Annotated in this window: 16 protein-coding genes, 1 tRNA gene and 1 CRISPR repeat array (1 of these 18 only partly in view); of the genes, 10 read left to right on the top strand and 7 right to left on the bottom strand. The window is 68.2% G+C overall.

Annotated features, from left to right (window positions below):
• Positions 1–8 precede the first annotated feature (8 nt).
• The 5 genes from RUR_RS04215 to RUR_RS04195 all read right to left on the bottom strand — a co-directional run bounded on the left by RUR_RS04215 (position 9) and on the right by RUR_RS04195 (position 8,288).
• Positions 9–1,790: a chitinase gene (locus tag RUR_RS04215; protein ID WP_283133513.1), complete on the bottom strand. Its 1,782-nt coding sequence runs from the start codon at positions 1,788–1,790 to the stop codon at positions 9–11.
• A complete protein-coding gene (locus RUR_RS04210; protein WP_283133512.1) occupies positions 1,787–3,628 on the bottom strand; it encodes a cellulose binding domain-containing protein in 1,842 nt (613 codons plus the stop codon). The genes RUR_RS04215 and RUR_RS04210 overlap by 4 nt, the downstream gene beginning before the upstream one ends.
• An 8-nt stretch (positions 3,629–3,636) precedes the next feature.
• Positions 3,637–5,199, bottom strand: coding sequence for a cellulose binding domain-containing protein (locus RUR_RS04205; RefSeq protein ID WP_283133511.1), 1,563 nt, complete (start codon positions 5,197–5,199; stop codon positions 3,637–3,639).
• A 252-nt stretch (positions 5,200–5,451) separates the two neighbouring features.
• Positions 5,452–7,692: a glycoside hydrolase family 18 chitinase gene (locus RUR_RS04200; RefSeq protein ID WP_283133510.1), complete on the bottom strand. Its 2,241-nt coding sequence runs from the start codon at positions 7,690–7,692 to the stop codon at positions 5,452–5,454.
• Between the two features lie 522 nt (positions 7,693–8,214).
• Positions 8,215–8,288 (bottom strand) — tRNA-Leu (locus tag RUR_RS04195).
• Between the two features lie 81 nt (positions 8,289–8,369).
• On the opposite strand from RUR_RS04195, the gene RUR_RS04190 reads away from it, so the two are divergent.
• The 6 genes from RUR_RS04190 to RUR_RS04165 all read left to right on the top strand — a co-directional run bounded on the left by RUR_RS04190 (position 8,370) and on the right by RUR_RS04165 (position 14,292).
• A complete protein-coding gene (locus RUR_RS04190) occupies positions 8,370–8,957 on the top strand; it encodes an ANTAR domain-containing response regulator (RefSeq protein ID WP_283133509.1) in 588 nt (195 codons plus the stop codon).
• 452 nt (positions 8,958–9,409) lie between these two features.
• On the top strand, positions 9,410–10,555 hold the full coding sequence (locus RUR_RS04185; RefSeq protein ID WP_283133508.1) for a branched-chain amino acid ABC transporter substrate-binding protein: 1,146 nt from the start codon (positions 9,410–9,412) through the stop codon (positions 10,553–10,555).
• 123 nt (positions 10,556–10,678) lie between these two features.
• Positions 10,679–11,644 carry a branched-chain amino acid ABC transporter permease gene (locus RUR_RS04180; RefSeq protein ID WP_283133507.1) on the top strand — a complete coding sequence of 322 codons (966 nt, stop codon included), beginning with the start codon at positions 10,679–10,681 and terminating at the stop codon, positions 11,642–11,644.
• A complete protein-coding gene (locus RUR_RS04175; protein WP_346349012.1) occupies positions 11,641–12,744 on the top strand; it encodes a branched-chain amino acid ABC transporter permease in 1,104 nt (367 codons plus the stop codon). Before RUR_RS04180 ends, RUR_RS04175 begins: the two co-directional genes overlap by 4 nt.
• Positions 12,741–13,562, top strand: coding sequence for an ABC transporter ATP-binding protein (locus tag RUR_RS04170; RefSeq protein WP_428846950.1), 822 nt, complete (start codon positions 12,741–12,743; stop codon positions 13,560–13,562). Before RUR_RS04175 ends, RUR_RS04170 begins: the two co-directional genes overlap by 4 nt.
• Complete coding sequence (locus RUR_RS04165) at positions 13,552–14,292, top strand: ABC transporter ATP-binding protein (protein WP_283133506.1); 741 nt, start codon at positions 13,552–13,554, stop codon at positions 14,290–14,292. Before RUR_RS04170 ends, RUR_RS04165 begins: the two co-directional genes overlap by 11 nt.
• A gap of 249 nt (positions 14,293–14,541) precedes the next feature.
• Here the strand turns inward: RUR_RS04165 and RUR_RS04160 are convergent, their stop codons facing one another.
• Complete coding sequence (locus RUR_RS04160; protein ID WP_283133505.1) at positions 14,542–15,114, bottom strand: DUF4352 domain-containing protein; 573 nt, start codon at positions 15,112–15,114, stop codon at positions 14,542–14,544.
• A gap of 195 nt (positions 15,115–15,309) precedes the next feature.
• Here RUR_RS04160 and RUR_RS04155 point away from each other — a divergent pair, with 195 nt between their 5' ends.
• The 3 genes from RUR_RS04155 to RUR_RS04145 are packed head-to-tail and all read left to right on the top strand — an operon-like array spanning position 15,310 to position 17,922.
• Positions 15,310–16,227 carry an ABC transporter substrate-binding protein gene (locus RUR_RS04155; RefSeq protein WP_283133504.1) on the top strand — a complete coding sequence of 306 codons (918 nt, stop codon included), beginning with the start codon at positions 15,310–15,312 and terminating at the stop codon, positions 16,225–16,227.
• Positions 16,228–16,231: 4 nt separating this feature from the next.
• Positions 16,232–17,152: an amino acid ABC transporter permease gene (locus tag RUR_RS04150; RefSeq protein ID WP_283133503.1), complete on the top strand. Its 921-nt coding sequence runs from the start codon at positions 16,232–16,234 to the stop codon at positions 17,150–17,152.
• Between the two features lie 17 nt (positions 17,153–17,169).
• Positions 17,170–17,922: an amino acid ABC transporter ATP-binding protein gene (locus RUR_RS04145; protein ID WP_283134005.1), complete on the top strand. Its 753-nt coding sequence runs from the start codon at positions 17,170–17,172 to the stop codon at positions 17,920–17,922.
• 719 nt (positions 17,923–18,641) lie between these two features.
• On the opposite strand, the gene RUR_RS04140 is transcribed toward RUR_RS04145, so the two are convergent.
• Positions 18,642–19,055, bottom strand: a complete 414-nt coding sequence (locus RUR_RS04140) for a PaaI family thioesterase (RefSeq protein ID WP_283134004.1) — start codon at positions 19,053–19,055, stop codon at positions 18,642–18,644.
• A 96-nt stretch (positions 19,056–19,151) separates the two neighbouring features.
• Here RUR_RS04140 and polA point away from each other — a divergent pair, with 96 nt between their 5' ends.
• Positions 19,152–21,851: a DNA polymerase I gene (gene polA, locus RUR_RS04135; protein WP_283133502.1), complete on the top strand. Its 2,700-nt coding sequence runs from the start codon at positions 19,152–19,154 to the stop codon at positions 21,849–21,851.
• Between the two features lie 252 nt (positions 21,852–22,103).
• Positions 22,104–22,353: a CRISPR direct-repeat array (repeat unit 30 nt; unit sequence GCCACAGATCATCCCTGGAGGGATCGCAAC) (it continues 169 nt past the right edge of the window).

Below are 22,353 nucleotides of genomic sequence, written 5' to 3'. Positions count from 1 at the left end.
GTGGGGGGTTAGGGCAGGGCGTTGAGGTACGCCCTGTGGTTCCGGGAGAACTCGAAGCTGTTGTAGCGATCCCAGTTGATGGACCAGGTCATCAGCCCGCGCAGAGCGGGGTAGACCCCGCGGGGGCGGTAGGGGCCGCAGTTGGTCCCCTTGGCGAGACAGTCGTAGGCCTTCTGGACCTCGCCGACGGTGGTGTACCCGTTCCCCGCCCACGGCGCGGCCGGCAGCCCGATCGCGACCTGCTGGGGGCGGAGCGGGGGGAACACCATGCTCGCGTTGCCCTGGACCGGGAATCCGGCCAGGAGCATGTCGGTCATGGCCACGTGGAAGTCGTGGCCGCCCATCGTGTGGTACTGGTTGTCCAGGCCGATGATCGGCCCGGAGTTGTAGTCCTGCACGTGCAGCAGGGTGATGTCGTTCCGCAGGGCGTGGATGACCGGCAGGTAGGAGCCGGACCGCCGGTCGGAGGTGCCGAACCGCCCGGTGCCGTAGAACTGGTAGCCGAGCTGGACGAAGAACGTCTCGGGCGCCATGGTGAGCACGAAGCGCTGCCCGTACCGGGCCTTGAGGGTCCGGATGGCCGAGATCAGGTTCACGATCACCGAGGTGGTCGGGTTCCGGAAGTCGTTGTCACCCTGGTCGAGGTAGAGCGACTGGCCCTCGAAGTCGATGTCCAGGCCGTCCAGGCCGTACTTGTCGATGATCGCTCCGACGGACCGCACGAACGCGTCCCGCGCCCCGGTCGAGGTCAGCTGGACCTGGCCGTACTGCCCGCCGATGGAGATGAGCACCTTCTTGCCGGCCGCCTGCTTGGCCCGGATCCCGGCGATGAACTCGGCCTCGCTCTCCACGTTCGGGCACTCGGCGACCGGGCACTGGGCGAACCTGATGTCCCCGGAGGTGGACGTGGTGGGCTCGCCGAAGGCCAGGTTGATCACGTCCCACTCCGCCGGCACGTCCGCCATCCGGACGTAGCCGGAGCCGTTGGCGAACGAGGCGTGCAGGTAGCCGACCATGACCCGCTTCGGCAGGTCGTTCGGCGGGGGAATGTCCCGGTTCGGCGTCCCGGTCACCTCGGTCGACTTGGCGGACTCGCCCACCGCGTTGAACGCCGACACCTGGAACCGGTACGCCCTGCCGGTGGTCAGGCCGGTCACCGTGTGGGCGGTGCCGGTCGGGGTGGCCACCGGTGTGGTCCCGCCGTCCTGGTAGAGGCGGTACCCGGTGGCGCCCGCCGAGCCGGTCCAGGTCAGCCGGACCGTGGTCTCGGTGACCCCGTCCACCTGGAGCCCGGTCGGCGTGGCGGGGGGCAGCGCCTGGCCCGGCTGCCCGTCCAGCACCACGTCGTCGGCGTGGAAGGCGCCCTGGCCGAACCAGCCGTTGACGTAGATCGTGACGCTCGTGGTGGTGGCGCCGGTGGTGAAGGAGGTGGTCAGCTGCCGCCAGGCACCCGAGGAGGCCCCCCAGGTGCTGACGTCGGTGGTCCCGGTGCCGGAGGCGCCGAGGAAGACGTAGCTGCCCTGGATCCAGGCCGACAGGGTGTACGGGGAGGACGGCCGGACGCTGACCGTCTGCTCGCACCGGCCGATGTCCCCGGACCCGGCCGAGGACTCCAGGGCACCCGCCCCGGTGCGGACCGGGGTGGTCACGACCCGTCCGGTGGATCCGCAGCTCCAGCCGGTCAGGCCGTTCTCGAAGCCCGGGTTTCCGGCGATGTTGGCGGCGAAGGCCGGAGTGGCCGGGACCAGTACGGCCGCGATCAGCGCGAGCGCTGCGAGTATCGCTCTCATCCGGTGAACCCCTTGAAGATGTTGGTGAACTCCCACGTCGACTGGGCGACGCCGCTGCAGCTGGGCAGGACCTGGCCGTTCGGGCAGCCGCCGTTGTCACGTCCGGTGGACCAGAAGCCGATGAAGGCGATTTGGTTGGCGTTGGCCCAGGTCAGCAAGGTACGGGCGTTCGCCTGGGTGGTGGTCATCCCGGTGTCGTTCCGGCCGATCATCGGGATCACGCCGAGCCGCTTCTTCAGCTGGGCGTCGGTCTTGGCCGGCCAGATGGCCTTCATCTGGTTGAGGGTGGCCTGGGCGGCCGCGGTCATCGCGGTGCCCCAGTCGCCGGTGTACCCGAAGTTCATCAGCATCGGGTTGACGTGCACGTCCAGGCCCTTGGCCGCGGCGTCCTGCAGGATCGAGTAGGAGAACGGGTCGACCCCGTAGTCCTGGCCCTGGATCCGCAGGGTGTAGCTGACCACGGTGCCGCGCTCGGTCTGCAGCTGCTTGAGGGCGGCGTTCACCTTGTTCGCGTCGATCGACGCCTCGACGTCCACGTCCAGGTGGTTGGTGCCGACCAGGTCGAGCACCTGCTTGTACGCGGCCAGCAGGGAGGCGGTGGTCCCGCAGACGTGCTCCAGGTACGGGCCGACGGCGCCGCCGGTGGCCACGACGACCTGCCCGCCCATGCCCTGGATGGCCCGGACGTCGTTGATGATCCGGGTGTCGTTGATCGGGATCGTGCCGCCCCAGGTCGGGGTGCAGCCGGTGCTGCTGCCGAGGGCGAAGGCGAGGGTGTAGTTCTTCACCCCGGTCGCCGCGGCCGAGGTGGCCATGGACGGCGTCGGGCGGGTGATGTCGATGTACGGCGCGTAGCGGATCTCGCCGGGCGGCGGGACGTCCCCGAGGGTGGTGCCGCTCACCGGGTCGCTGTAGGGGGAGCAGTCGTTGCTCGCGTCACAGGCCCGCACCTTGAAGGCGTACGGCGTGTTCGCGGTGAGCCCGTTCGCGGTGTAGGTCAGCGTGTTCCCGAGGACCTGGACCGGGGTGCCGTTGTCCCGGGAGACGTCGTAGCGGACGACGCCGACGTTGTCCGTCGAGGCGGACCAGGTGACGGTGAGGCTGGTCCGGGTGGGGTTGCCCACCGCCACGTTGCCGGGGATCGTCGGCGGGCTCGGCTCGTTCGGGCCGAGGGTGCGGGCGGGCAGGTTCGCGGTGTAGGCCGAGCAGTTGTTCGAGGAGTCGCAGGCCCGGACCTTGAAGGTGTGCGCGGAGTCCGTGGCGAGCCCGGTGGCGAGGAAGGTGAGCGTGGTCCCGGGCACCTGCACGGCGGCGCCGTCGTTGCGGGACACCTCGTAGCGGGCGATGCTCCCGCTGTTGTCGACGGAGGCGTTCCAGCGGATGCCGATGCTGTCCTGCGCCCGGGTGTCGACGGCGAGGCCGGTCGGCACGGTCGGCGCCTGGGTGTCCCCGGGCCCCTCACACGGGGCGCCGTTGAGCTTGCAGTTCAGCGGGACGCCGGTGCCGGTGTTGACCCAGCCGAAGACGGCGGAGGCGTTCGGCGCCAGGTTGCCGTTGTAGTTGCGGTTGGTGAAGGTGTAGTGGTTGCCGGTCTTGACCATGAGGGCGTCCCAGTAGGAGCCCACGCTGCTCCCGGCCGGCAGGTCGAACTCGACCTTCCAGGTCGGAAGGGTCGCGGTCCCGGTGTTGGTCACCCGGTACTGCCCCGTGTACCCCCCGCCCCACTCGCTCGCCTTGGTGAACACGGCGGTGTCGGCGTGCGCCGTACCGGCCGTACCGAGCAGGATCGCGGCCGTCGCCGTCACGGTGGCGACGGCCATGCTGATCAGTCTTCTCATAAAGGTGGTCACCCCAGGTACGAAGCGAAGATGCGGGAGAACTCGTACGGCGTCTGCGGGACGTTGGTGCACTGCCACAGCGGCCCGGTGCACGCGTTGCGGTCGCGGGTCACGTCCCAGAAGGCGAGGACGCCCAGCTGCACGCTCCGCGCGAACGTGACGAGCTGCCGGGCGTCGGCCTGGTTGTAGATGTAGTGGTCGTCGTTCTCGCCGAGCATCGGCGTCACGCCGACCATCTTCCACAGCTGGGCGTCGGTCTTGGCCGGGTACAGGGTGCGCAGCTGGGCGAAGGTGCTCTGCGCCGCCTGGACCGCCGCGTCGCCGTAGTCGACGTTGCGGTAGTAGTCCATGGCCATCACGTTCACCACGTCCACGTTCACCCCGGCGTCCCGCGCGGAGCGGACCACGTTCAGCCCCTGGGGGGTCAGTCCCTCGGGGAGCACCGGGAGGGTGAGCGAGACCTTCAGGGTGGGGTGGGTCTGCTGGAGCCGGGCGAGCACCTGCGACCTGCGGTTGACCGACGCGGTGTCGGCGACGGCGCCGCCCTCGATGTCGAGGTCGATGTGCTTCAGCCCGTAGGTGGTCACCACCTGGTTGTACTCGTTGTACAGGGCGTTCGCGTCGGTGCACGCCTGGGCCAGCTCGGTGTGCGCGGCACCGCCGAACGAGATCTTCACATCGCCGCCGGCCGCGCGCAGGGAGTCGATCCGGTCCTTGGCCCACGCGGTGTCCGGGTCGTAGGCCTGGAACCACGAGGCCTTGCAGGTCCCGCCCTGGGCGGTGACGAACCCGAGGGTGAAGCCCTTCAACCCCGAGGCGGCGGCCATGGCCGCCAGGTCCGGCGTCGGCCAGGAGCCCATGTCCACGTACGGGGCGTGCGTCAGGCCGGGCGGGGGCGGCGGGTCGCCGGTGGTGACACCCGGGACCGAAGGTCCGTACCCGGAGCAGTTCCCGGATCCGTCGCAGGCCCGCACCTTGAAGGAGTAGGTGGTGCGCGCGGCCAGCCCGGTCGCCGTGTACGTCGTCCCGGTCACCGAGACCGGCGGGTTCACGTCCCGTACCACGTCGTAGCGGGGCGCGACCCCGCTGTTGTCGGTGGACGCGTCCCAGGCCAGGCCGATGGTGGTGGCCGTGGCGCCGGTGACCCGGAGCCGGGCCGGCACCGTCGGCGCCTCGGTGTCGCCGCCGCCGGCGCACGGCCCGCCGTTGAGCTTGCAGTTGAGCGGGGTGCCCGATCCGCTGTTGACCCAGCCGAAGACGGCGGAGGCGTTCGGGGCCAGGTTGCCGTTCCAGGGGCGGTTGGTGAAGGCGTAGTGGTTCCCGGTCCTGACCATGGTGGCGTCCCAGGAGGAACCCACACTGCTCCCGGCCGGCAGGTCGAACTCGACCGTCCAGCCGGACATCGTGGTCGTCCCCGAGTTGGTGATCCGGTACTCCCCGGAGTACCCGCTGCCCCAGTCCTGCGCCTTGCCGAAGGTGGCCGTCGGCGAAGCCGCGTGGGCGGGGGTGGCGATCAGTCCGGAGGAGAGCACTAGTGCCGCCGTGGCGACCACTAAGGCCCGTAGTCTCATGACAAGCCTCGTGAAGGTGGGGGGTGGGGGGTCGGAAACGTATGCCGTACGGCCGGCGGGGGGTCAGATGCTCCGGCCGTACGGCATACGCGTCTTCTCGTTCACGCCGGCCGCCTCAGGCGTCCGGCCGTCAACGATGTCGTGGGTCCAGGTGCCGTCGGGACCTGGAGCGAGGTGAGCGGGCGTGGGGGTCGTGGTCCGGCGGGGCCGGGGTACGGCGGGCGTGGGCGCCCGCCGTACCGGATCAGATCGTCAGCGCAGGCCGGTGTCGATGGCGGTCATCAGCTCGCCGTCGTCCCCGCTCATCTCCCAGACCATCAGGCCGAGCAGGTTCTTGGACTTGGCCCATTCCGCCTTCCGTTGGATCGACCAGGCGTCGTCGAAGGTCCACCACTGCCCGTTGTTGCCGGTGAAGCAGTAGCTGGAGACCGACTGGACGTCGTGGTAGACGGTGCAGCCCGGCACCCGCTGGAAGAGGGTCTTGTAGCTGCGCGTCCCGGCTTCCACGGGGAAGTCGCCCGGTGCGGCGCCGTTGGCGGTCTGCCACTCGCCGTTCCGGCCCGCGGCCCCGGCCTGGACCTGCTGCCAGCCGCGGCCGTAGAACGCGATCCCGAAGCTGAGCTTGCGTGGGTTCACGCCCCGGTCGAGGTAGTGGTTGATCGCCTTCTCCACGCTGAAGTCCGGGTTGTAGGGGCTGTCGGAGTCGATGAAGAGGTTGCCCTGGTGCCCGGCCCGGTTGGGCTCCCAGCTGTTGTCGCTGCCCGCGCCGTGGAAGTCGTACCCCTGCACGTTGGCGAAGTCCAGGTAGTTGAAGATCTGGCTGATGTCCCAGCCCGCGTCGATCTTCACCGGGTCGGCGGGGGTGAACGCGGTCAGCAGGTAGGTCTTGCCCGTCTGGGCGCTCAGCGCGTCCAGCTCGCTCCGGAAGAGCGCGAGCAGGGCGGTGAGGTTCGCCTTGTCGTTCGGGCTGATGTGGTTGCCGGCGTGGCCCTCGGCGCCCGGCCACTCCCAGTCGATGTCGATGCCGTCGAAGACGCCCGCGGCGACGCCGGGGCCACCGCGCCCGTCGGAGATCGGCAGGTCGCCCTTGATGTACATGTCGATGCACGACTTGACGAAGGCGGCGCGCTTGGCCGGGGTCGAGGCGGCGTCGGAGAAGTACTTGGAGTAGGTCCAGCCGCCCAGGGAGATCAGCGACTTCAGGTGCGGGTGCTTCGCCTTGAGCTTCTTGAGCTGGTTGAAGTTCCCGGCGAGCTTCTGGTCCCAGACATCGCCCACGCCGTCCACGGACTCTCCGGCGCCGAAGGGCTTGGTGTAGTCGGCCCATGCGTCGCCCGCGTTGTCACCCTGGTTGGGGTCCTGCGGGTTCGGCGTCGTCGCCCTGTTCACACCGTTCATACAGGTGTGCTGGGTCGGGTGGATGTTGGAGAAGGCGTAGTTGATGTGGGTGAGCTTGGCCGCCGCACCGGTGGTGTCCAGGCTCTTCATGGTGTAGCCGCGGCCGTAGATGCCCCACTGCACGAAGTAGCCGACCTTGACCCGCTGAATCGGGTCGGGGCCCGTGGTGGTGCCGGTGACCGGGCCGCTCTTGGCCGACTCGTTGTTCGCGTGGTCGGTCGCGCTGACCGTGTAGGTGTGGCTGGAGTTGTTCGCCAGGCCCGTGATCACGGTGGAGGTACCCGAGGTGACGGTCTTGACGGGTGTGGTGCCCTCGTAGACGCGGTAGTCCCTGACCACGCCGCTGTTGTCGGTGGAGGGGTTCCAGGCGAGGGCGATGCTCGTCCCGGTCACCCCGGTGACCCGGAGGTTGCCGGGGACGGTCGGGGGCACCGTGTCGTTGCCGCCCCCGGTGGTGACGGTGACCGGCGCGCTCTTGGCCGACTCGTTGTCGGAGGGGTCGACCGCGGTGACCGTGTAGGTGTGCGTCGAGGTCGGGGCCAGGCCGGTGATCGTCGTGCTCGTGCCCGAGGTGACGGTCTTGACGACGGCGGTGCCCTCGTAGACGCGGTACTCCTTGATCGTGCCGCTGTCGTCGGTGGAGGCGTTCCACCGCAGGTCGACGCTGGTGAAGGTCTGAACCGGACTGGTCAGGCCGGTGGGCACGCTCGGTGGGGTTCCGTCACCGCCGCACGGCGCGCCGTTGAGTTTGCAGGCCACGGGTACGGCGTTCGCGCCGTTGCCCGAGCCCAGGAAGCCGAAGCTGACACGCCCGCCCACCGGGACGGTGCCGTTCCAGCTGAGGTTGTCGAACACCCAGTGCTGTCCGGTCCGGGTCATCCTGGCGTCCCACGCCGAGTTGATCTGGGTTCCGGCGGCGAGGTCGAACTCCACCTTCCAGCTTGTGAGCGGGGCGCTGGAGCCGTTGTTGATCGTGATCGATCCCTGCCAGCCCGTGCCCCAGTCACCGGTCTTGGTGAAGGTCGCGGTGGCCGCGGCGGCGTTCGCGCTGATCGGCGCGAACAGGGCGAGGATCAGAGTTGAGATTGCTGTCAAGATGAGAATCGGGAATGTACGTCGCATATTCGCTCCTCAGGCGAGTGGGCATCTGGGGGGTGATGAGAAGCGGTGCGTTTTGGGATACGCGTGGGCCTCCAGTGGTGCTGGGGAGGGGTCCATGCGTTTCCGCACTTGAGCGACGCGGATACGGGTGGTGCACGTGCCATGTGATCTCCAGGGTGAGGTAACTAATAGTAAAGTTTCCTATTAGTTGAGCGGATCGTAGCCCCCTGAGCAGCGCGTCGCAATACTTTCTCCGGGGCGATTTATAGGCACGGTAAACCAGTCCAGGTCGGCGACCGAACCAGCAGTCAAATTCGTCAGTCGTCGCCGGGGCTCGGCTGGGGGCGCTGGTACGGGTCGGGCTCCGGGGTACGTATGGGACACACCCGTACCCGATCGGAGTGATCACGCTCCGTCACGCAGGGTAAGCGGGTGTGGTACGAACCCCGGCGAAGTGGAACCACCGGGTTGTCACCGGGAGAGCCACCCGGAATCGGGTGTGTGGCCGGGCGTGGGTGCCCCGAGTGGGATTCGAACCCACACTAGACGGTGTTTGAGACCGTTTCCTCTGCCGGTTGGGATATCGGGGCGTCGTCCGGGCGCACCCCGGCCAGGGGTGGTGCCGTACCGGACGTGGTCCTAATGTAGCGGACATCTGTACCCTGGCGCTCGTGAGTGAGACGCAGCGGCGAGTAGTGATCGCCGAGGATGAGGCCCTGATCCGTCTCGACCTCAAGGAGATGCTGGAGGAGGACGGTTATACAGTCGTGGGCGAGGCCGGGGACGGTGCGACCGCCGTCCGGCTCGCCGTCGAACTCCGGCCGGACCTGGTCATCTTGGATGTCAAGATGCCGGTGCTGGACGGGATCTCCGCGGCGGAGCAGATCACCGCCGACCGCGTCGCCCCGTGCCTGATCCTCACGGCCTTCTCCCAGCGCGACCTGGTCGAGCGGGCCCGGGACGCGGGGGCGATGGCCTATCTGGTGAAGCCGTTCACCAAGAGCGATCTGGTGCCCGCGATCGAGATGGCGGTCAGCCGGCACGAGCAGATGGCCGCGCTGGAGGCCGAGGTGAGCACGCTCACCGAGCGGCTGGAGACCCGGAAGCTGGTCGAGCGGGCCAAGGGCGCGCTCATGCTGGAGCACGGCTGGAGTGAGCCGCAGGCGTTCCGCTGGATTCAGAAGGCCTCGATGGACCGGCGGATGACCATGCGCGAGGTGGCCTTGCTCGTGCTTCCGGACAAACCTGCCGAAAGCTGATTTTTCCTACCAGAGGTGCTGGGATCCCCGGGGGTGCGGGCTGTCCGTCGTACCTGAACATCAGGTTGTCGTGGATTCTTTGCGGGAGCCAGTTGTTTATACGAACAGTTGTCTGTACGAATGGACAGATTGCCCACTCGGGGTCCCGTAAATCATGCAGATTTGCCAGTGTGGTGGATCATGTGGCTGGCAGTGTTGCCACCCGTGGGATGGGTATGGGCAAGGGTCCGGATTTTCGCGTCGTCGCTGGCTAAGAACGGTGTGGTAACGAAGCGATAACTCAGGCCGCACGTGTATCGACCCGTTATGTCTTGGAGCTGTACTACACCAAGACCCGGGAGAAACATTCCCACCGGGGTGCTCCGCTTACCTGATCCGACGACGGATCCGGCGAAAGGAAGGCAACCTTGCGGCCCAAGATCGCTCGCCTTGGTGGCGCGCTAGCCGCCAGTATGGCGTTGACTCTCACCCTCGCAGCCTGTGGCGGCGGCGACAGCACCGAGCCGGCGGCGTCGGGAGGCGGGGACAGCCCCACCACCTTGAAGATCGGCTTCATGGGAGACCTGACGGGCGAGAACTCCGCCATCGTCATTCCCCCACGGAACGGCGCGAAGCTCGCCATCGACGAGTACAACGCCAAGAACCCGAAGATCAAGGTTGAGCTGGTGCCCTACGACAGCCAGGGCAACCCCGACCAGGCTGTGCCGCTGGCGCAGCAGGCCATCACCCAGGACAAGATCGTCGCTCTGATCGGCCCCGCGTTCTCCGGTGAGTCGAAGAACGTCGGCCCGATCCTGGAGCAGGGCAAGATCCCCAGCATCTCGGCGTCGGCGACCAACCCCGACCTGTCCAAGAACGGCTGGAAGTACTGGCACCGTCTGGTCGCCACCGACGCGGCCCAGGGCAAGGCGGTCGCCGACTTCCTCGCCAAGGCGACCTCGGCCAAGAAGGCCTACGTCATCGACGACAAGCAGGAGTACAGCGTCGGCATCGCCGACGTCGCCTTCGAGACGCTGAAGGCGGCCGGGGCCACGATCGAGCGGGACAAGATCGACCAGGACGGCTCCGACTACTCCTCCACCGTCACCAAGGTGAAGGCGTTCGCCCCCGACCTGATCTTCTACGGTGGCTACTACGCCCAGGCCGGCCGGCTGCTCAAGCAGCTCCGGACCGGTGGCGTGAAGGCCGCCTTCGCCTCCGGCGACGGCTCGCTGGACCAGAACCTCGTCAGCGGCGCCGGTGCCGACGCGGCCGAGGGCGCGGTCGTCGGCTGCCCGTGCTTCATCCCCTACGGTGTCACCGAGGGCCCGGTGAAGACCTTCGCCGACAACTACAAGAAGGCGTACAACGCCGACCCGGCCATCTACGCCACCGAGGGCTACGACGCGGCCACCGCGTTCCTCCAGGCCATCGAGAAGGGCCACACGACCGGCGAGGCGATCAACACCTACCTCTCCACGGTCGACTTCACCGGTGTCTCCAAGCCCGTCAAGTTCGGTCCGGACGGCGAGCTCGGCGCCACCACCATTCACATCTACCGGGTCAAGGGTGGTCAGATCACCTGGCTCGGCGACTCCACTGTCGCGAAGCTCGACTGACGAGCTTGGGCCAACCCCCCGTTAACCCCTGACGAGCGTGGAGGCGGGAGCGTTTCATCATCGCTCCCGCCTCCGCCGTAACCGGCGACACAAGGCCGTCGTCCCGTCTTGAAGGCGACCAACGTGCTCAACGACTTTATCGATCAGTTCGGCCCCTCCACCGTCGGGGGGCTTGCCGCGGGAGCGATTTACGCGCTCATCGCCCTGGGCTACACCATGGTCTACGGCGTCCTGCGGCTGATTAACTTCGCTCACTCCGAGATTTTCATGATCGGCACCTTCTCCGGGCTCGCCGTCATCATGACCCTCGGGGTCTCGGAACCGCAGTCCGGAATCGCCCTGATCGGGCTGCTCCTGCTGCTCTCCGTGGTTGCCATGGTCGGTTCCGGTGCCGCGGCCGTGGCCCTGGAACAGATCGCCTACCGGCCCCTTCGCAAGAAGGGATCCTCCCGGTTGGCGGCGCTGATCTCCGCCATCGGCGCCTCGATCTTCCTGCAGGAACTCTTCGCCATCGTTGTCATCCCGCACCTGTACGACCACCCCCGCGGCCGCGACAACATCGGCACCCAGCAGCTCTTGGACAAGGAGCCGCTCTTCACCCTGGGCAACACCGACGTGCGGCCCGACCACCTCATCGTCATCGTGGCCTCCATCGCCATGATGATCGCGCTGGACTTCTTCGTGAACCGCAGCCGGATCGGCCGCGGCATCCGCGCCACCGCGCAGAACCCCGAGACCGCCGTGCTCATGGGCATCAACATCGACCGGATCGTGCGCATCACGTTCTTCGTCGGTGGCTGCATGGCGGGTATCGCCGGCCTTCTCTATCTCCTGCAGTTCGAGGAGACGCGATACAACATCGGTTTCGTCCTGGGTATCAAGGCGTTCACCGCCGCGGTCCTCGGCGGCATCGGCAACCTGCGCGGCGCCCTGCTCGGCGGGCTGGCCCTGGGTCTCATCGAGAACTGGGGGGCGATCTTCTTCGGCTCCGCCTGGAAGGACGTGATCGCGTTCACCGTGCTCGTCGTGATCCTCATGTTCCGTCCCACCGGCATCCTCGGTGAGTCCCTTCAGGTGGCCCGCGCATGAAGACCGCTGTCGAGAAACCCGCGAAGAGCGGCAACCCGCTGACCGGCGCCCGGCGCGGCTTCGGCCGGGCCATGGACCGGGTCCGCGACCGTTGGGCCGACGCGCCCTGGTGGCAGCGGTGGACCGTGTACGTCCTGCTCATCGGGCTGGCGCTGATTCTGCCGAGCGACTTCTTCGCCTCGTTCATGTCGCCGCACACCCACTGGCCGTCCCTGCTGTTCAACCCGATCGGCGTCTACATCCTGCTCGCCGTCGGCCTGAACATCGTCGTCGGCCACGCCGGACTGCTGGACCTCGGGTTCGTCGCCTTCTACGCCATCGGCGCGTACAACATGGCGCTGATCGGGACCAAGTTCGGCTGGAACTTCTGGGCGATCCTGCCCATCGGCATCCTCATGACGGCGGTGTCGGGGATCATCCTCGGCGCACCCACCCTGAGGCTGCGCGGCGACTATCTGGCGATCGTGACCCTGGGCTTCGGTGAGATCGTCAGGATCATCGCCGAGAACACCGACGCCATCGGCGCCTCGCGGGGCATCACCAACATCCCGCACCCGCCGAACATGTTCGGGCTGGAGTTCCTGCTCGACCCGCTTCCGTACTACTACCTGCTGGTCGGCGTGGTCGTCGCCGTGATCATCTTTGCGCGGCGGCTGGAGCGCAGCCGGGTCGGCCGGGCGTGGACGGCGATCCGGGAGGACGAGGACGCCGCCGAGATCATGGGCGTCCCGACCTTCAAGTTCAAGCTGCTCGCCTTCTTCATCGGCGCCATGATCGGCGGGCTCACCGGTGTGGTCTGGGCGAGCAAGGTCATCGCCATCCAGCCGGCCAACTTCCCGTTCATCCTCTCCGCCACCATCCTGGCCGCCGTGGTCCTCGGCGGATCCGGCAACCTTCCCGGGGTCATGGTCGGGGCCTTCCTCATCGCCTGGCTCCCCGAGCGTTTCCGGGGCCTCGCCGACTACCGGATCCTCGCCTTCGGCGCGGCACTGGTGATCATGATGGCCCTGCGGCCGGAGGGTCTGCTGCCGTCGAGGCAACGAAAAGCGGAGCTGTCCGAGGGATCGGGCACCGAGGCGTCCGCGGAGGTGGGCAAGTGACGACGACCGATGCCGAGCGGAACGGCGACGCGCCGCTGGATGTGCGGCCCGTACTGCTGGAGATGCGGAACGTCACCATGCGGTTCGGTGGTGTCGTGGCGCTGAAGGACGTGGCGCTCCGGGTCCGCGAAGGCGAGATCTTCGGGCTCATCGGCCCGAACGGCGCGGGGAAGACCACGGTCTTCAACGTGGTGACCGGCGTCTACCGGCCGACCGGCGGTTCGATCCACTTCGACGGCTCGAAGATCAGCGGCCTCAAGCGCTACCAGGTGACCAAGCGCGGCATCGCCCGGACGTTCCAGAACATCCGCCTCTTCCACAACATGACGGCGATGGAGAACGTCCTGGTGGGGGCCGACGCCCACCACCGGACCGGCGCGGTCGGCGCGGTCCTCGGGCTCCCCTGGCACCGCCGGGAGGAGAAGAACGGCCGTGAGGAGGCCCTGCGCCTGCTCGAGTTCGTCGGGATCCCGGGCCGGGCGAACGAACTCGCCAAGAACCTTCCCTACGGCGACCAGCGGAGGCTGGAGATCGCCCGGGCGCTGGCCACCAAGCCCAAGCTGCTGCTCCTCGACGAGCCGGCGGCGGGCATGAACCCGGCGGAGAAGCTCGACCTGCAGGAGCTCATCCGCAAGATCAGGGATTCCGGCCACACCGTGCTGCTCATCGAGCACGACATGGCGCTGGTCATGCACATCAGTGACCACATCGGGGTGATCGACTTCGGGCAGAAGATCGCTGAAGGTCTTCCGCGCGAGGTGCAGAACAACCCGAAGGTCATCGAGGCGTATCTGGGGGCTCCGGCCGATGCTTCTTGAGATCTCGGACATGCGTGTCCACTACGGAAAGATCGAGGCGCTCAAGGGCATCTCGCTCGAGGTCGACGAAGGGGAGATCGTCACTTTGATCGGTGCGAACGGCGCCGGCAAGACGACCACCCTGAAGACGATCTCGGGGCTCCGCCCCGTGTCCTCCGGTTCGATCCGCTTCCAGGGCAAGAACATCACCAAGGTCCCCGGGCACAAGCGGGTCCTCCTCGGCATCGGGCAGTCGCCGGAAGGCCGCGGCGTCTTCCCCGGCATGACCGTCCACGAGAACCTGCTGATGGGCGCCTACGCCCGCAAGGGCGACCTCAGCAAGGACCTGGAGGAGGTCTACGGGCTGTTCCCCCGGCTCGCGGAGCGCAAGACGCAGTTCGGCGGGACCATGTCCGGCGGTGAGCAGCAGATGGTCGCCATCGGCCGCGCGCTGATGACCAAGCCCCGGGTGCTGCTGCTGGACGAGCCCTCCATGGGTCTCGCCCCGCTCCTCGTCGCCCAGATCTTCGACATCATCAGGGAGATCAACAGGCGGGGCACCACGGTGCTCCTCGTCGAGCAGAACGCCTCCCAGGCGCTCCAGCTCGCGCACCGCGCCTATGTTCTGGAGACCGGCCAGGTGCTCAAGAGCGCCCCCGCCGCCGATCTCCTGAACGACCCGGAGGTCCGCGCCGCCTACCTCGGCGGCGACCTCGGCCAGCCGGAGGAGGAAACCTCCGAAACCGGCTGACCCCCACGGGCGAACCACCATAACGACCGATGCCGTGGACGGACTTCCCCTCCGTCCACGGCATCGCTCGTGTTATCCGACATCGACCGCGGGGGTTTGTGCCGCACAAAAGCCGCGCGGCACAAACCCCCGCGCGCATTCGCCCGCCGCAAAGAACACGGCGTGCGAAGTGCGGACGTAGCGACTCGGGCACCCAAGATCCAGCCGTGCTTGCGACCTTGGGGGTTCCGCCGACAGGTGCGGGCGCGGTTAGCGGGGGAGGGGGATGTCGGTGCCCACGAGGTCCTTGCCGTCGGTGAGGCTCGCGCCGCCGTAGGCGCGGAGGGCGGCGGGTACGGCTCCGGCGGGGATGTCGTACCAGAGGTCGAACTCCAGGCGGACGGAGGCGCCGAGGCTGAACGGCTCGATCGGCTGGCGCTTGATCGTCATGGCCTGCGGGTCGGGGCGGTGCTCGGCGCCCGCGGAGTCCAGGAGGAGCTGACGCCGGGGGTCGAGGACGGTGTTGGTCCGGCCGTTGTTGACGACGACCAGCCGGAGGCGGACGAAGCTTCCTTGGGCGTCGAAGTCCGCGTGGCTGCCGACGATCGACGGCAGGCCGGTGGTCAGGCCGATCGGGGTGAACGCGGTGTCGCCGTCGGAGACGGGGGCGACGCGGAGCGCGACCTCGTCGCGCCGTACCGGGCGGGGGGTCAGCTCGTAGGCGGGGGTGGGCTCGGCCGCGCCGGGGCCCGGCGTCCGGCTCGGCCCGGCGTCGCCCGTACAGCCGGCCACGGCGAGGAGGGCGGCGAACACGCCGGCCAGAAGCGGACTGGGGTTCCGCACCCGTCGACTGTAAACACGATCACATGGGGTTTCAATATCGCCGGGGATTCGGCGGGCAGTTCGTACCAGGCCCGTTGTCCGATTGTTTCAATCCGGTGACCTGCACAGTTGTGGGGTGTGTCCAGAATGCCCCTAGCAGGATAGGTCTTGATATTTCACAGCCTTAACGCAGAAGGTCTCAAAAGGGAGGACATCGTGGTCCTTGGTTCGGTGCCCGGTCGGCGTATGGTCGTCGGCGCTCTCACTCTGGCCGTGGGCCTCGGTCTCTCCGCCTGCGGCGGTGGGACGGAGCAGGCGGCCCCGAGCTCCGCGCCGTCCGCGCCGTCGAGTTCCGCCGGCAATGAGTTCAGCGCGATGCTCCCCGATGCCGTCAAGTCCGACGGGAAGCTCCTCTTCGGGACCGACGCCTCGTATCCGCCGAACGAGTCGATCGACCCCGCCACCCAGAAGATCGTGGGCTGGGAGGTCGATCTCGGTGAGGCGCTCGCGCAGAAGCTCGGGCTCCAGGCGCAGTTCGAGAACGCCGGCTTCGACACGATCATCCCGGGCCTGCAGTCCGGCAAGTACGAGCTCGGCCTCTCCTCCTTCACCGACAACAAGGAGCGCGAGAAGGTCGTCGACTTCGTGACCTACTACTCCGCGGGCACCGCGTGGGCCGTGGCCAAGGGGAACCCCAAGTCGCTCAACGTCGACGACGCCTGCGGGAAGAAGATCGGCGTCCAGCAGGGCACCGTCCAGGTCGACGACCTCAAGGCCCGGAGCGAGAAGTGCACCGGGGCCGGCAAGCCGGCCATCGAGTCGGTCGTCCGCAAGAACCAGACGGAGGTCAACGCCGACCTGGTGTCGGGCAAGATCGACGGAATGCTGGCCGACTCCCCGATCGTGGGCTACGCGGTGAAGCAGACCGGGGACAAGCTGGAGATCGTCGGCCAGTCGTACGACACCGCGCCCTACGGCGTCGCCATCCCCAAGTCCGGGGGGCAGATGAAGGACGCCGTCCTCGCCGCGCTCAAGGCGCTCATCGCCGACGGCACCTACAAGCAGATCCTGGACAAGTGGGGTGTCGCCGACGGCGCCATCGCCGACCCTGTGATCAACGGCGCCCAGAGCTAGCCGCGTGAACGCCAAGGACGATCAGGTGACGGTGGGCGAACCGGAGACCATCCGGGCCGTCCCCGTCCGCCACCCAGGCCGCTGGGTCGCCGCCGCCGTCGTCGCGGTCCTGGTGGCGATGCTCGTCAACAACCTGCTCACCAACGAGGCCTACAACTGGTCCGAGCAGTGGAAGTACCTGTTCGCCGAGCCGGTGCTCAACGGGGTGCGGAACACGATCTGGCTCACCCTCGCGGCCATGGTGGGCGGGGTGCTGCTCGGCATCGGGCTCGCCCTCATGCGGCTGTCCGCCAACCCGCTGCTGCGCTGGGCCGCCTGGCTCTACCTCTGGATCTTCCGGGGGACCCCGCTCTACACCCAGCTGCTGATCTGGGGGAACATCGGCGCCCTGTTCCCCGCGCTCGGCATCGGCATCCCCTTCGGGCCCCAGTTCGCGTCGTGGGAGACCAATGCGCTCTACAGCGCGGCGGCCGCGGCCGCGATCGGCCTGATCCTGAACGAGGCGGCCTACATGGCCGAGATCGTGCGTGCCGGCATCCTGTCGGTCGACCCGGGCCAGCAGGAGGCCGCGCACGCGCTCGGGATGGGCCGGATGCTGACGATGCGGCGGATCGTGCTCCCGCAGGCGATGCGGGTCATCGTCCCGCCGACCGGCAACGAGACCATCTCGATGCTGAAGAACACGTCGTTGGTGACGGCCGTCCCGTACCTCGAACTGACCTTCACCGCGCAGACGATCTACTCCAGCACCTACCAGATCATCCCTATGCTGATCATGGCGTGCATCTGGTACCTGGCGCTCTCCTCGGTCCTGATGATCGGTCAGTACTACCTGGAGCGGTACTACGCCAAGGGGTCCGTCCAGGGTGACGCCGGACGCGGGCTGCGGGCCCGGCTTGTCGGGGGAAGCGGAGGTGCCGCGTGAGCGAGCAGGGTCGGCCGATGGTCAAGGCCGAGCGGGTCTGCAAGCGTTTCGGCAGCGTGGAGGTGCTCAAGGGGATCGACCTGGAGGTTCAGTCCGGCGAGGTGATGTGCGTCGTCGGCCCCTCCGGCTCCGGCAAGTCGACCTTCCTGCGGTGCGTCAACCACCTGGAGAAGGTCAACGCGGGGCGGCTCTGGGTCGACGGGCAGCTGGTGGGCTACCGCCAGAAAGGCGACAAGCTCTACGAACTCCGGGAGAAGGAGGTGGCCGCCCAGCGCCGGGACATCGGCATGGTCTTCCAGCGGTTCAACCTCTTCCCGCACATGACGGCGCTGGAGAACGTGATGGAGGCGCCCGTCCGGGTCAAGGGGGAGAACGCCAAGGAGGTGCGGATCCGCGCCGGGGAACTCCTGGATCGGGTCGGCCTCGGGGCCAAGAGCGGGAGCTATCCCGCCCAGCTCTCCGGCGGCCAGCAGCAGCGGGTCGCGATCGCCCGGGCCCTGGCCATGAAGCCCAAGCTGATGCTCTTCGACGAGCCGACGTCCGCGCTCGACCCCGAGCTGGTCGGCGAGGTCCTCGACGTCATGCGGGACCTCGCCCGCGACGGCATGACCATGATCGTCGTCACGCATGAGATGGGGTTCGCCCGCGAGGTCGGCGACTCCCTCGTCTTCATGGACGACGGCGTCGTGGTGGAGAAGGGCGTCCCGCTGGACGTCCTCACCAGTCCGCAGCATCAGCGCACCAAGGCGTTCCTGTCCAAGGTGCTCTAGCCTGCCCCGTGATCCCGGTGGCGTGCCGACCCGCAGGGTCCGTACCCCACCGGGATCACGGGTTTTCGGAGAGTCCGGTACGGCCTGCGGCGGGTTCGTCGTGTCTGCGGAGCGTGTGTCCGCCGGCCGGCCGCGTGGATCGGCTCCGTGGTGCGCCGACCCGTGAGATCCGTACGTCGTTGGGGGTCATGGAGCAGGCGATGGTCGTCGCACCGGTTTGAGAAGGGTGTTCGGGGAGTTTGGTACGGCCTGCGGCGGGTTCGTTGTGTCTGCGGAGCGTGTGTCCGTCGGCCGGCCGCGTGGATCGCCGCCGCGGTGGTGCGCCGACCCGCAGGGTCCGTACGTCGTAAGGGTCACGGACTATGGGGCTGGTCGTCGCACCGGTTTGAAGGTTTTTGGATGTTCCGTACGGCCTGAGGCGGGTTCGTCGTCTCTTTGGGGCATAGACCCGGACGACGGGCCGTGGGAGCCGCCACGACCGGATGCGCGAGGCGAAGGGCCGAGCGGCACCCGGCCGGGTGTTCGCGGGGTTTGCGGGCCGGGGGTGACCTTTGGCGCCGTGCGGAACCTCCCCGGTTTCGCGCGTTTTCTACTCAGTCACCCCGGGCACCTTCAACATCCAACGCTAGCGACGCGTGGGGCGGGAGCGCAAAGGGAGTCGAAAGCTGTCCCTTAAATGTTGTAACTCCATGGGACGGGTGATCCGTCCGGAAACGGGGTCAGCGGTCGCGCAGCATGCAGGTGATGCGGGCGGTGCAGATCCGCTGGTCCTGGTCGTCGCGGATCACGACCTCGTAGGTGGCCAGGGTCCGGCCCGCGTGCGCCCGGGTCGCGACGGCGGTGACGAGTCCCTCCGTGGCCGGCCAGTGGTGGGTGGCGTTGATGTCGATCCCCATGGCGATCCGCTCGGGACCGGCGTGGAGCGCCGCCCCGATGGAGCCGATGGTCTCGGCCAGCACGCAGCTCGCCCCGCCGTGCAGCACCCCGTACGGCTGGGTGTTGCCCTCCACCGGCATCGTGGCGACCACCCGTTCGGCGCTCGCCGCCAGGATCTCGATGCCCATCCGCTTGGTCAGGTCGCCGTGCGCCTCCCCGAAAACCCGGGTAAGCCGCTCCAATTCCTCAGGGTCCATCTTGGTCAAGATCGGCTCTCCCTTGGTGTGCCGCCGTGGTGTCACCGTGAACTCGGTGTTTCTGTCTGAGGCGCAGCCTAGGATGCTGTTGTGCCGATGACGGAATCGACCCCAAGCCAGGCCGAGAGCCGGGATCGCCTGCTGCTGCTCGACGGGCATTCGCTCGCCTACCGCGCGTTCTTCGCCCTGAAGGACGTGGACATGGCGACCACCACCGGGCAGAAGACGAACGCGGTCTACGGTTTCACCTCGATGCTCATCAACGTGCTCCGGGACGAGCGGCCCACCCACGTCGTGGTCTGCTTCGACCGGTCGGAGCCGACCTTCCGGCATGAGACCTATGCCGAGTACAAGGCGAACCGTTCGGAGACCCCCGACGACTTCAAGGGCCAGGTCAGCCTGATCTTCGAGGTGCTGGACGCGCTCCGCGTCCCCCACCTGTCCCTGGCCGGGTACGAAGCCGACGACCTCATCGCCACCCTGGCCACCCAGGCCGCGGCCGTCGGCATGGACGCGCTCGTGGTGACCGGCGACCGGGACACCCTCCAGCTGGTGGACGAGCGGATCACCGTCCTGATGACCAGGCGCGGCATCAGCGACATGACCCGGTTCACCCCCGAGGCCGTCGTGGAGAAGTACGGGCTGACGCCGCGTCAGTACCCCGACTTCGCGGCGCTGCGCGGCGACCCCAGCGACAACCTCAAGAGCATCCCCGGCGTGGGCGAGAAGACCGCGGCCAAGTGGATCGTCGAGTTCGGCTCCTTCGAGGAGCTGGTCAACCGGGTCGACGAGGTCAAGGGGAAGGTCGGCGACAAGCTGCGCGAGCACCTCGGGCAGGCGATGACCAACCGGCAGCTCACCGAGCTCCGCCGGGACGTGCCGCTGGACGCCGAGGTGGGCTCGCTGCGGATGGGGCAGTGGGACCGAGACGAGATCCACAAGCTGTTCGACACCCTCCAGTTCCGGGTGCTGCGCGACCGGCTCTACGCCAGCCTGTCCACCGCCGAGCCCGAAGCCGAGGAAGGCTTCGAGGTCGACCTGACCGTGCTCGGCCCCGGTCAGGTGGAAGCCTGGCTGAACGAGCACGCCGTCGGCGAGGGCCGCAGCGGGCTCGCCTTCCGCGGCACCTGGGGCAGCGGCACCGGCGACCTCGACGGGCTGGCCGTCGCGGTGCCCGGCGGTGCGGCGGCCTTCCTCGACCTGACCGCGCTGGCCGAAGCCGACGAACGGGCGCTCGCGGCCTGGCTCGCCGACGAGACGCGGGACAAGACCGTCCACGACGTCAAGGGGCCGATGCTCGCCCTCTGGTCGCGCGGACTCGACCTCGCCGGGCTCAGCTGCGACACCGCGCTCGCCGCCTACCTGGCGCTCCCCGGGCAGCGCTCCTTCCCGCTGGACGACCTGGTCCTGCGGTACCTCCAGCGCGAGCTCCGGCAGCAGGCCGACCCGTCGGGACAGCTCACCCTGGACGGCTCCGGCGAGGAGGACCACGCCCGCGACCTCGCGCTGCAGGCCTTCGCGGTGCGGGAGCTCGCCGACGCCCTCGAAGCCGACCTGGAGAACCGCGGCGCGACCCGGTTGCTGCGCGAGGTCGAGCTGCCGCTGGTCCGGGTGCTCGCCCGGATGGAGGCGGCCGGGATCGCCGCCGACCGGCCGTACTTCGCGGGCCTGGAAGCCGAATTCGGCGCCGCGGTCAAGCAGGCCGTCGAAGAGGCGCACAAGGCCGTCGGCGAGCAGTTCAACCTGGGTTCCCCCAAGCAGCTGCAGGAGATCCTCTTCGTCAAGCTGGGCCTGCCCAAGACCAAGCGGATCAAGACCGGGTACACCACCGACGCCGACGCGCTCGCCTGGCTCGCCGGGCAGACCGAGCACGAGCTCCCGGTGATCCTGCTCCGGCACCGGGACCAGACCAAGCTCCGCACCACCGTCGAGGGACTCGTCAAGGAGATCGCCGACGACGGGCGGATCCACACCACGTTCAACCAGATCGTCGCGGCCACCGGCCGCCTCTCCTCCGAGAAGCCCAACCTGCAGAACATCCCGATCCGCACGGCCGAGGGCCGCCGGATCCGGCAGGGCTTCGTCGTGGGGGAGGGGTACGAGTGCCTGCTCACCGCCGACTACAGCCAGATCGAGCTGCGCATCATGGCGCACCTGTCCGAAGACGGGTCGCTGATCGAATCGTTCGCCTCCGGGCACGACTTCCACCAGACCATCGCGGCGCGGGTCTTCGACCTCCCGCCCGAGCAGGTCGGCCACGAGCTGCGCAGCCGGATCAAGGCGATGAACTACGGCCTCGCCTACGGACTCTCCGACTTCGGCCTCTCCGGGCAGCTCGGCATCTCCACCTCCGAGGCGCGGGCGCTCAAGGAGGAGTACTTCGAGGAGTTCGGCAAGGTCCGCGACTACCTGGAGGCGATCGTCGCCCAGGCCCGGCAGGACGGCTACACCGAGACCATCATGGGCCGCCGCCGCTACCTGCCCGACCTCAGCAGCGACAACCGGCAGCGCCGGGAGATGGCCGAGCGGATGGCGCTGAACGCCCCCATCCAGGGCTCCGCCGCCGACATCGTCAAGGTCGCCATGCTCGACGTCCAGCGCGCCATCGACGAGGAGGGCCTGCGCTCCCGCATGCTCCTCCAAGTCCACGACGAACTCGTCTTCGAGGTCGCCCCCGGCGAACTGGAGCCGCTCAAGGAGCTCGTCTCCCTCCGCATGGGCGGCGCCCACGACCTCCGGGTCCCCCTCAGCGTCTCCATCGGCGTAGGCCGCACCTGGGAAGACGCCGGCCACTAAGACCCCACCCCGGCCAGGCTCAACCTGGCCGGGGCCACTCACCCAACGCCTCAGCGAGTTCCGGCCGGTACCCGACCGCCGGATCCCACAAGGTGGCCCATCCAAGACCGCGACGACGGACCCGGGCCAAGCCCACCCGTCCCGCAATTCGATCAAGGTCTGACCTGCAACGATGCACTACCGCCGGGTCGCTGCAAGAAACGCCCCACAACCACTTGCAACTACCACCCTGACCTGCGACTTTACCCTCGGGCCACAGATCATCCCTGGAGGGATCGCAACAACTCTGGCGAGCGTGCCACCGTGCCATCCAGGGGCCACAGATCATCCCTGGAGGGATCGCAACCTGTGGACGGCCACGGCGTACACGGCGGCTCCTTGAGCCACAGATCATCCCTGGAGGGATCGCAACGACGGAACGCCGAAGTCGCCGACCCAGCTCCACGCGCCACAGATCATCCCTGGAGGGATCGCAACGGAAGGTCCCGATGTTGATCAGAGA

Origin of the sequence: Rhizohabitans arisaemae, from assembly GCF_025996515.1 — a bacterium.
GTDB classification, from domain to species: Bacteria; Actinomycetota; Actinomycetes; order Streptosporangiales; family Streptosporangiaceae; genus Rhizohabitans; species Rhizohabitans arisaemae.
This window is presented reverse-complemented; position numbering and strand designations above follow the sequence as displayed.

Coding starts and splice junctions, on each gene's coding strand:
- RUR_RS04215 (WP_283133513.1), bottom strand. CDS start 1,790: ATGAGAGCGATACTCGCAGCGCTCGCGCTGATCGCGGCCGTACTGGTC.
- RUR_RS04210 (WP_283133512.1), bottom strand. CDS start 3,628: ATGAGAAGACTGATCAGCATGGCCGTCGCCACCGTGACGGCGACGGCC.
- RUR_RS04205 (WP_283133511.1), bottom strand. CDS start 5,199: ATGAGACTACGGGCCTTAGTGGTCGCCACGGCGGCACTAGTGCTCTCC.
- RUR_RS04185 (WP_283133508.1), top strand. CDS start 9,410: ATGGCGTTGACTCTCACCCTCGCAGCCTGTGGCGGCGGCGACAGCACC.
- RUR_RS04175 (WP_346349012.1), top strand. CDS start 11,641: ATGAAGACCGCTGTCGAGAAACCCGCGAAGAGCGGCAACCCGCTGACC.
- RUR_RS04165 (WP_283133506.1), top strand. CDS start 13,552: ATGCTTCTTGAGATCTCGGACATGCGTGTCCACTACGGAAAGATCGAG.
- RUR_RS04145 (WP_283134005.1), top strand. CDS start 17,170: ATGGTCAAGGCCGAGCGGGTCTGCAAGCGTTTCGGCAGCGTGGAGGTG.
- RUR_RS04140 (WP_283134004.1), bottom strand. CDS start 19,055: ATGGACCCTGAGGAATTGGAGCGGCTTACCCGGGTTTTCGGGGAGGCG.
- polA (WP_283133502.1), top strand. CDS start 19,152: ATGACGGAATCGACCCCAAGCCAGGCCGAGAGCCGGGATCGCCTGCTG.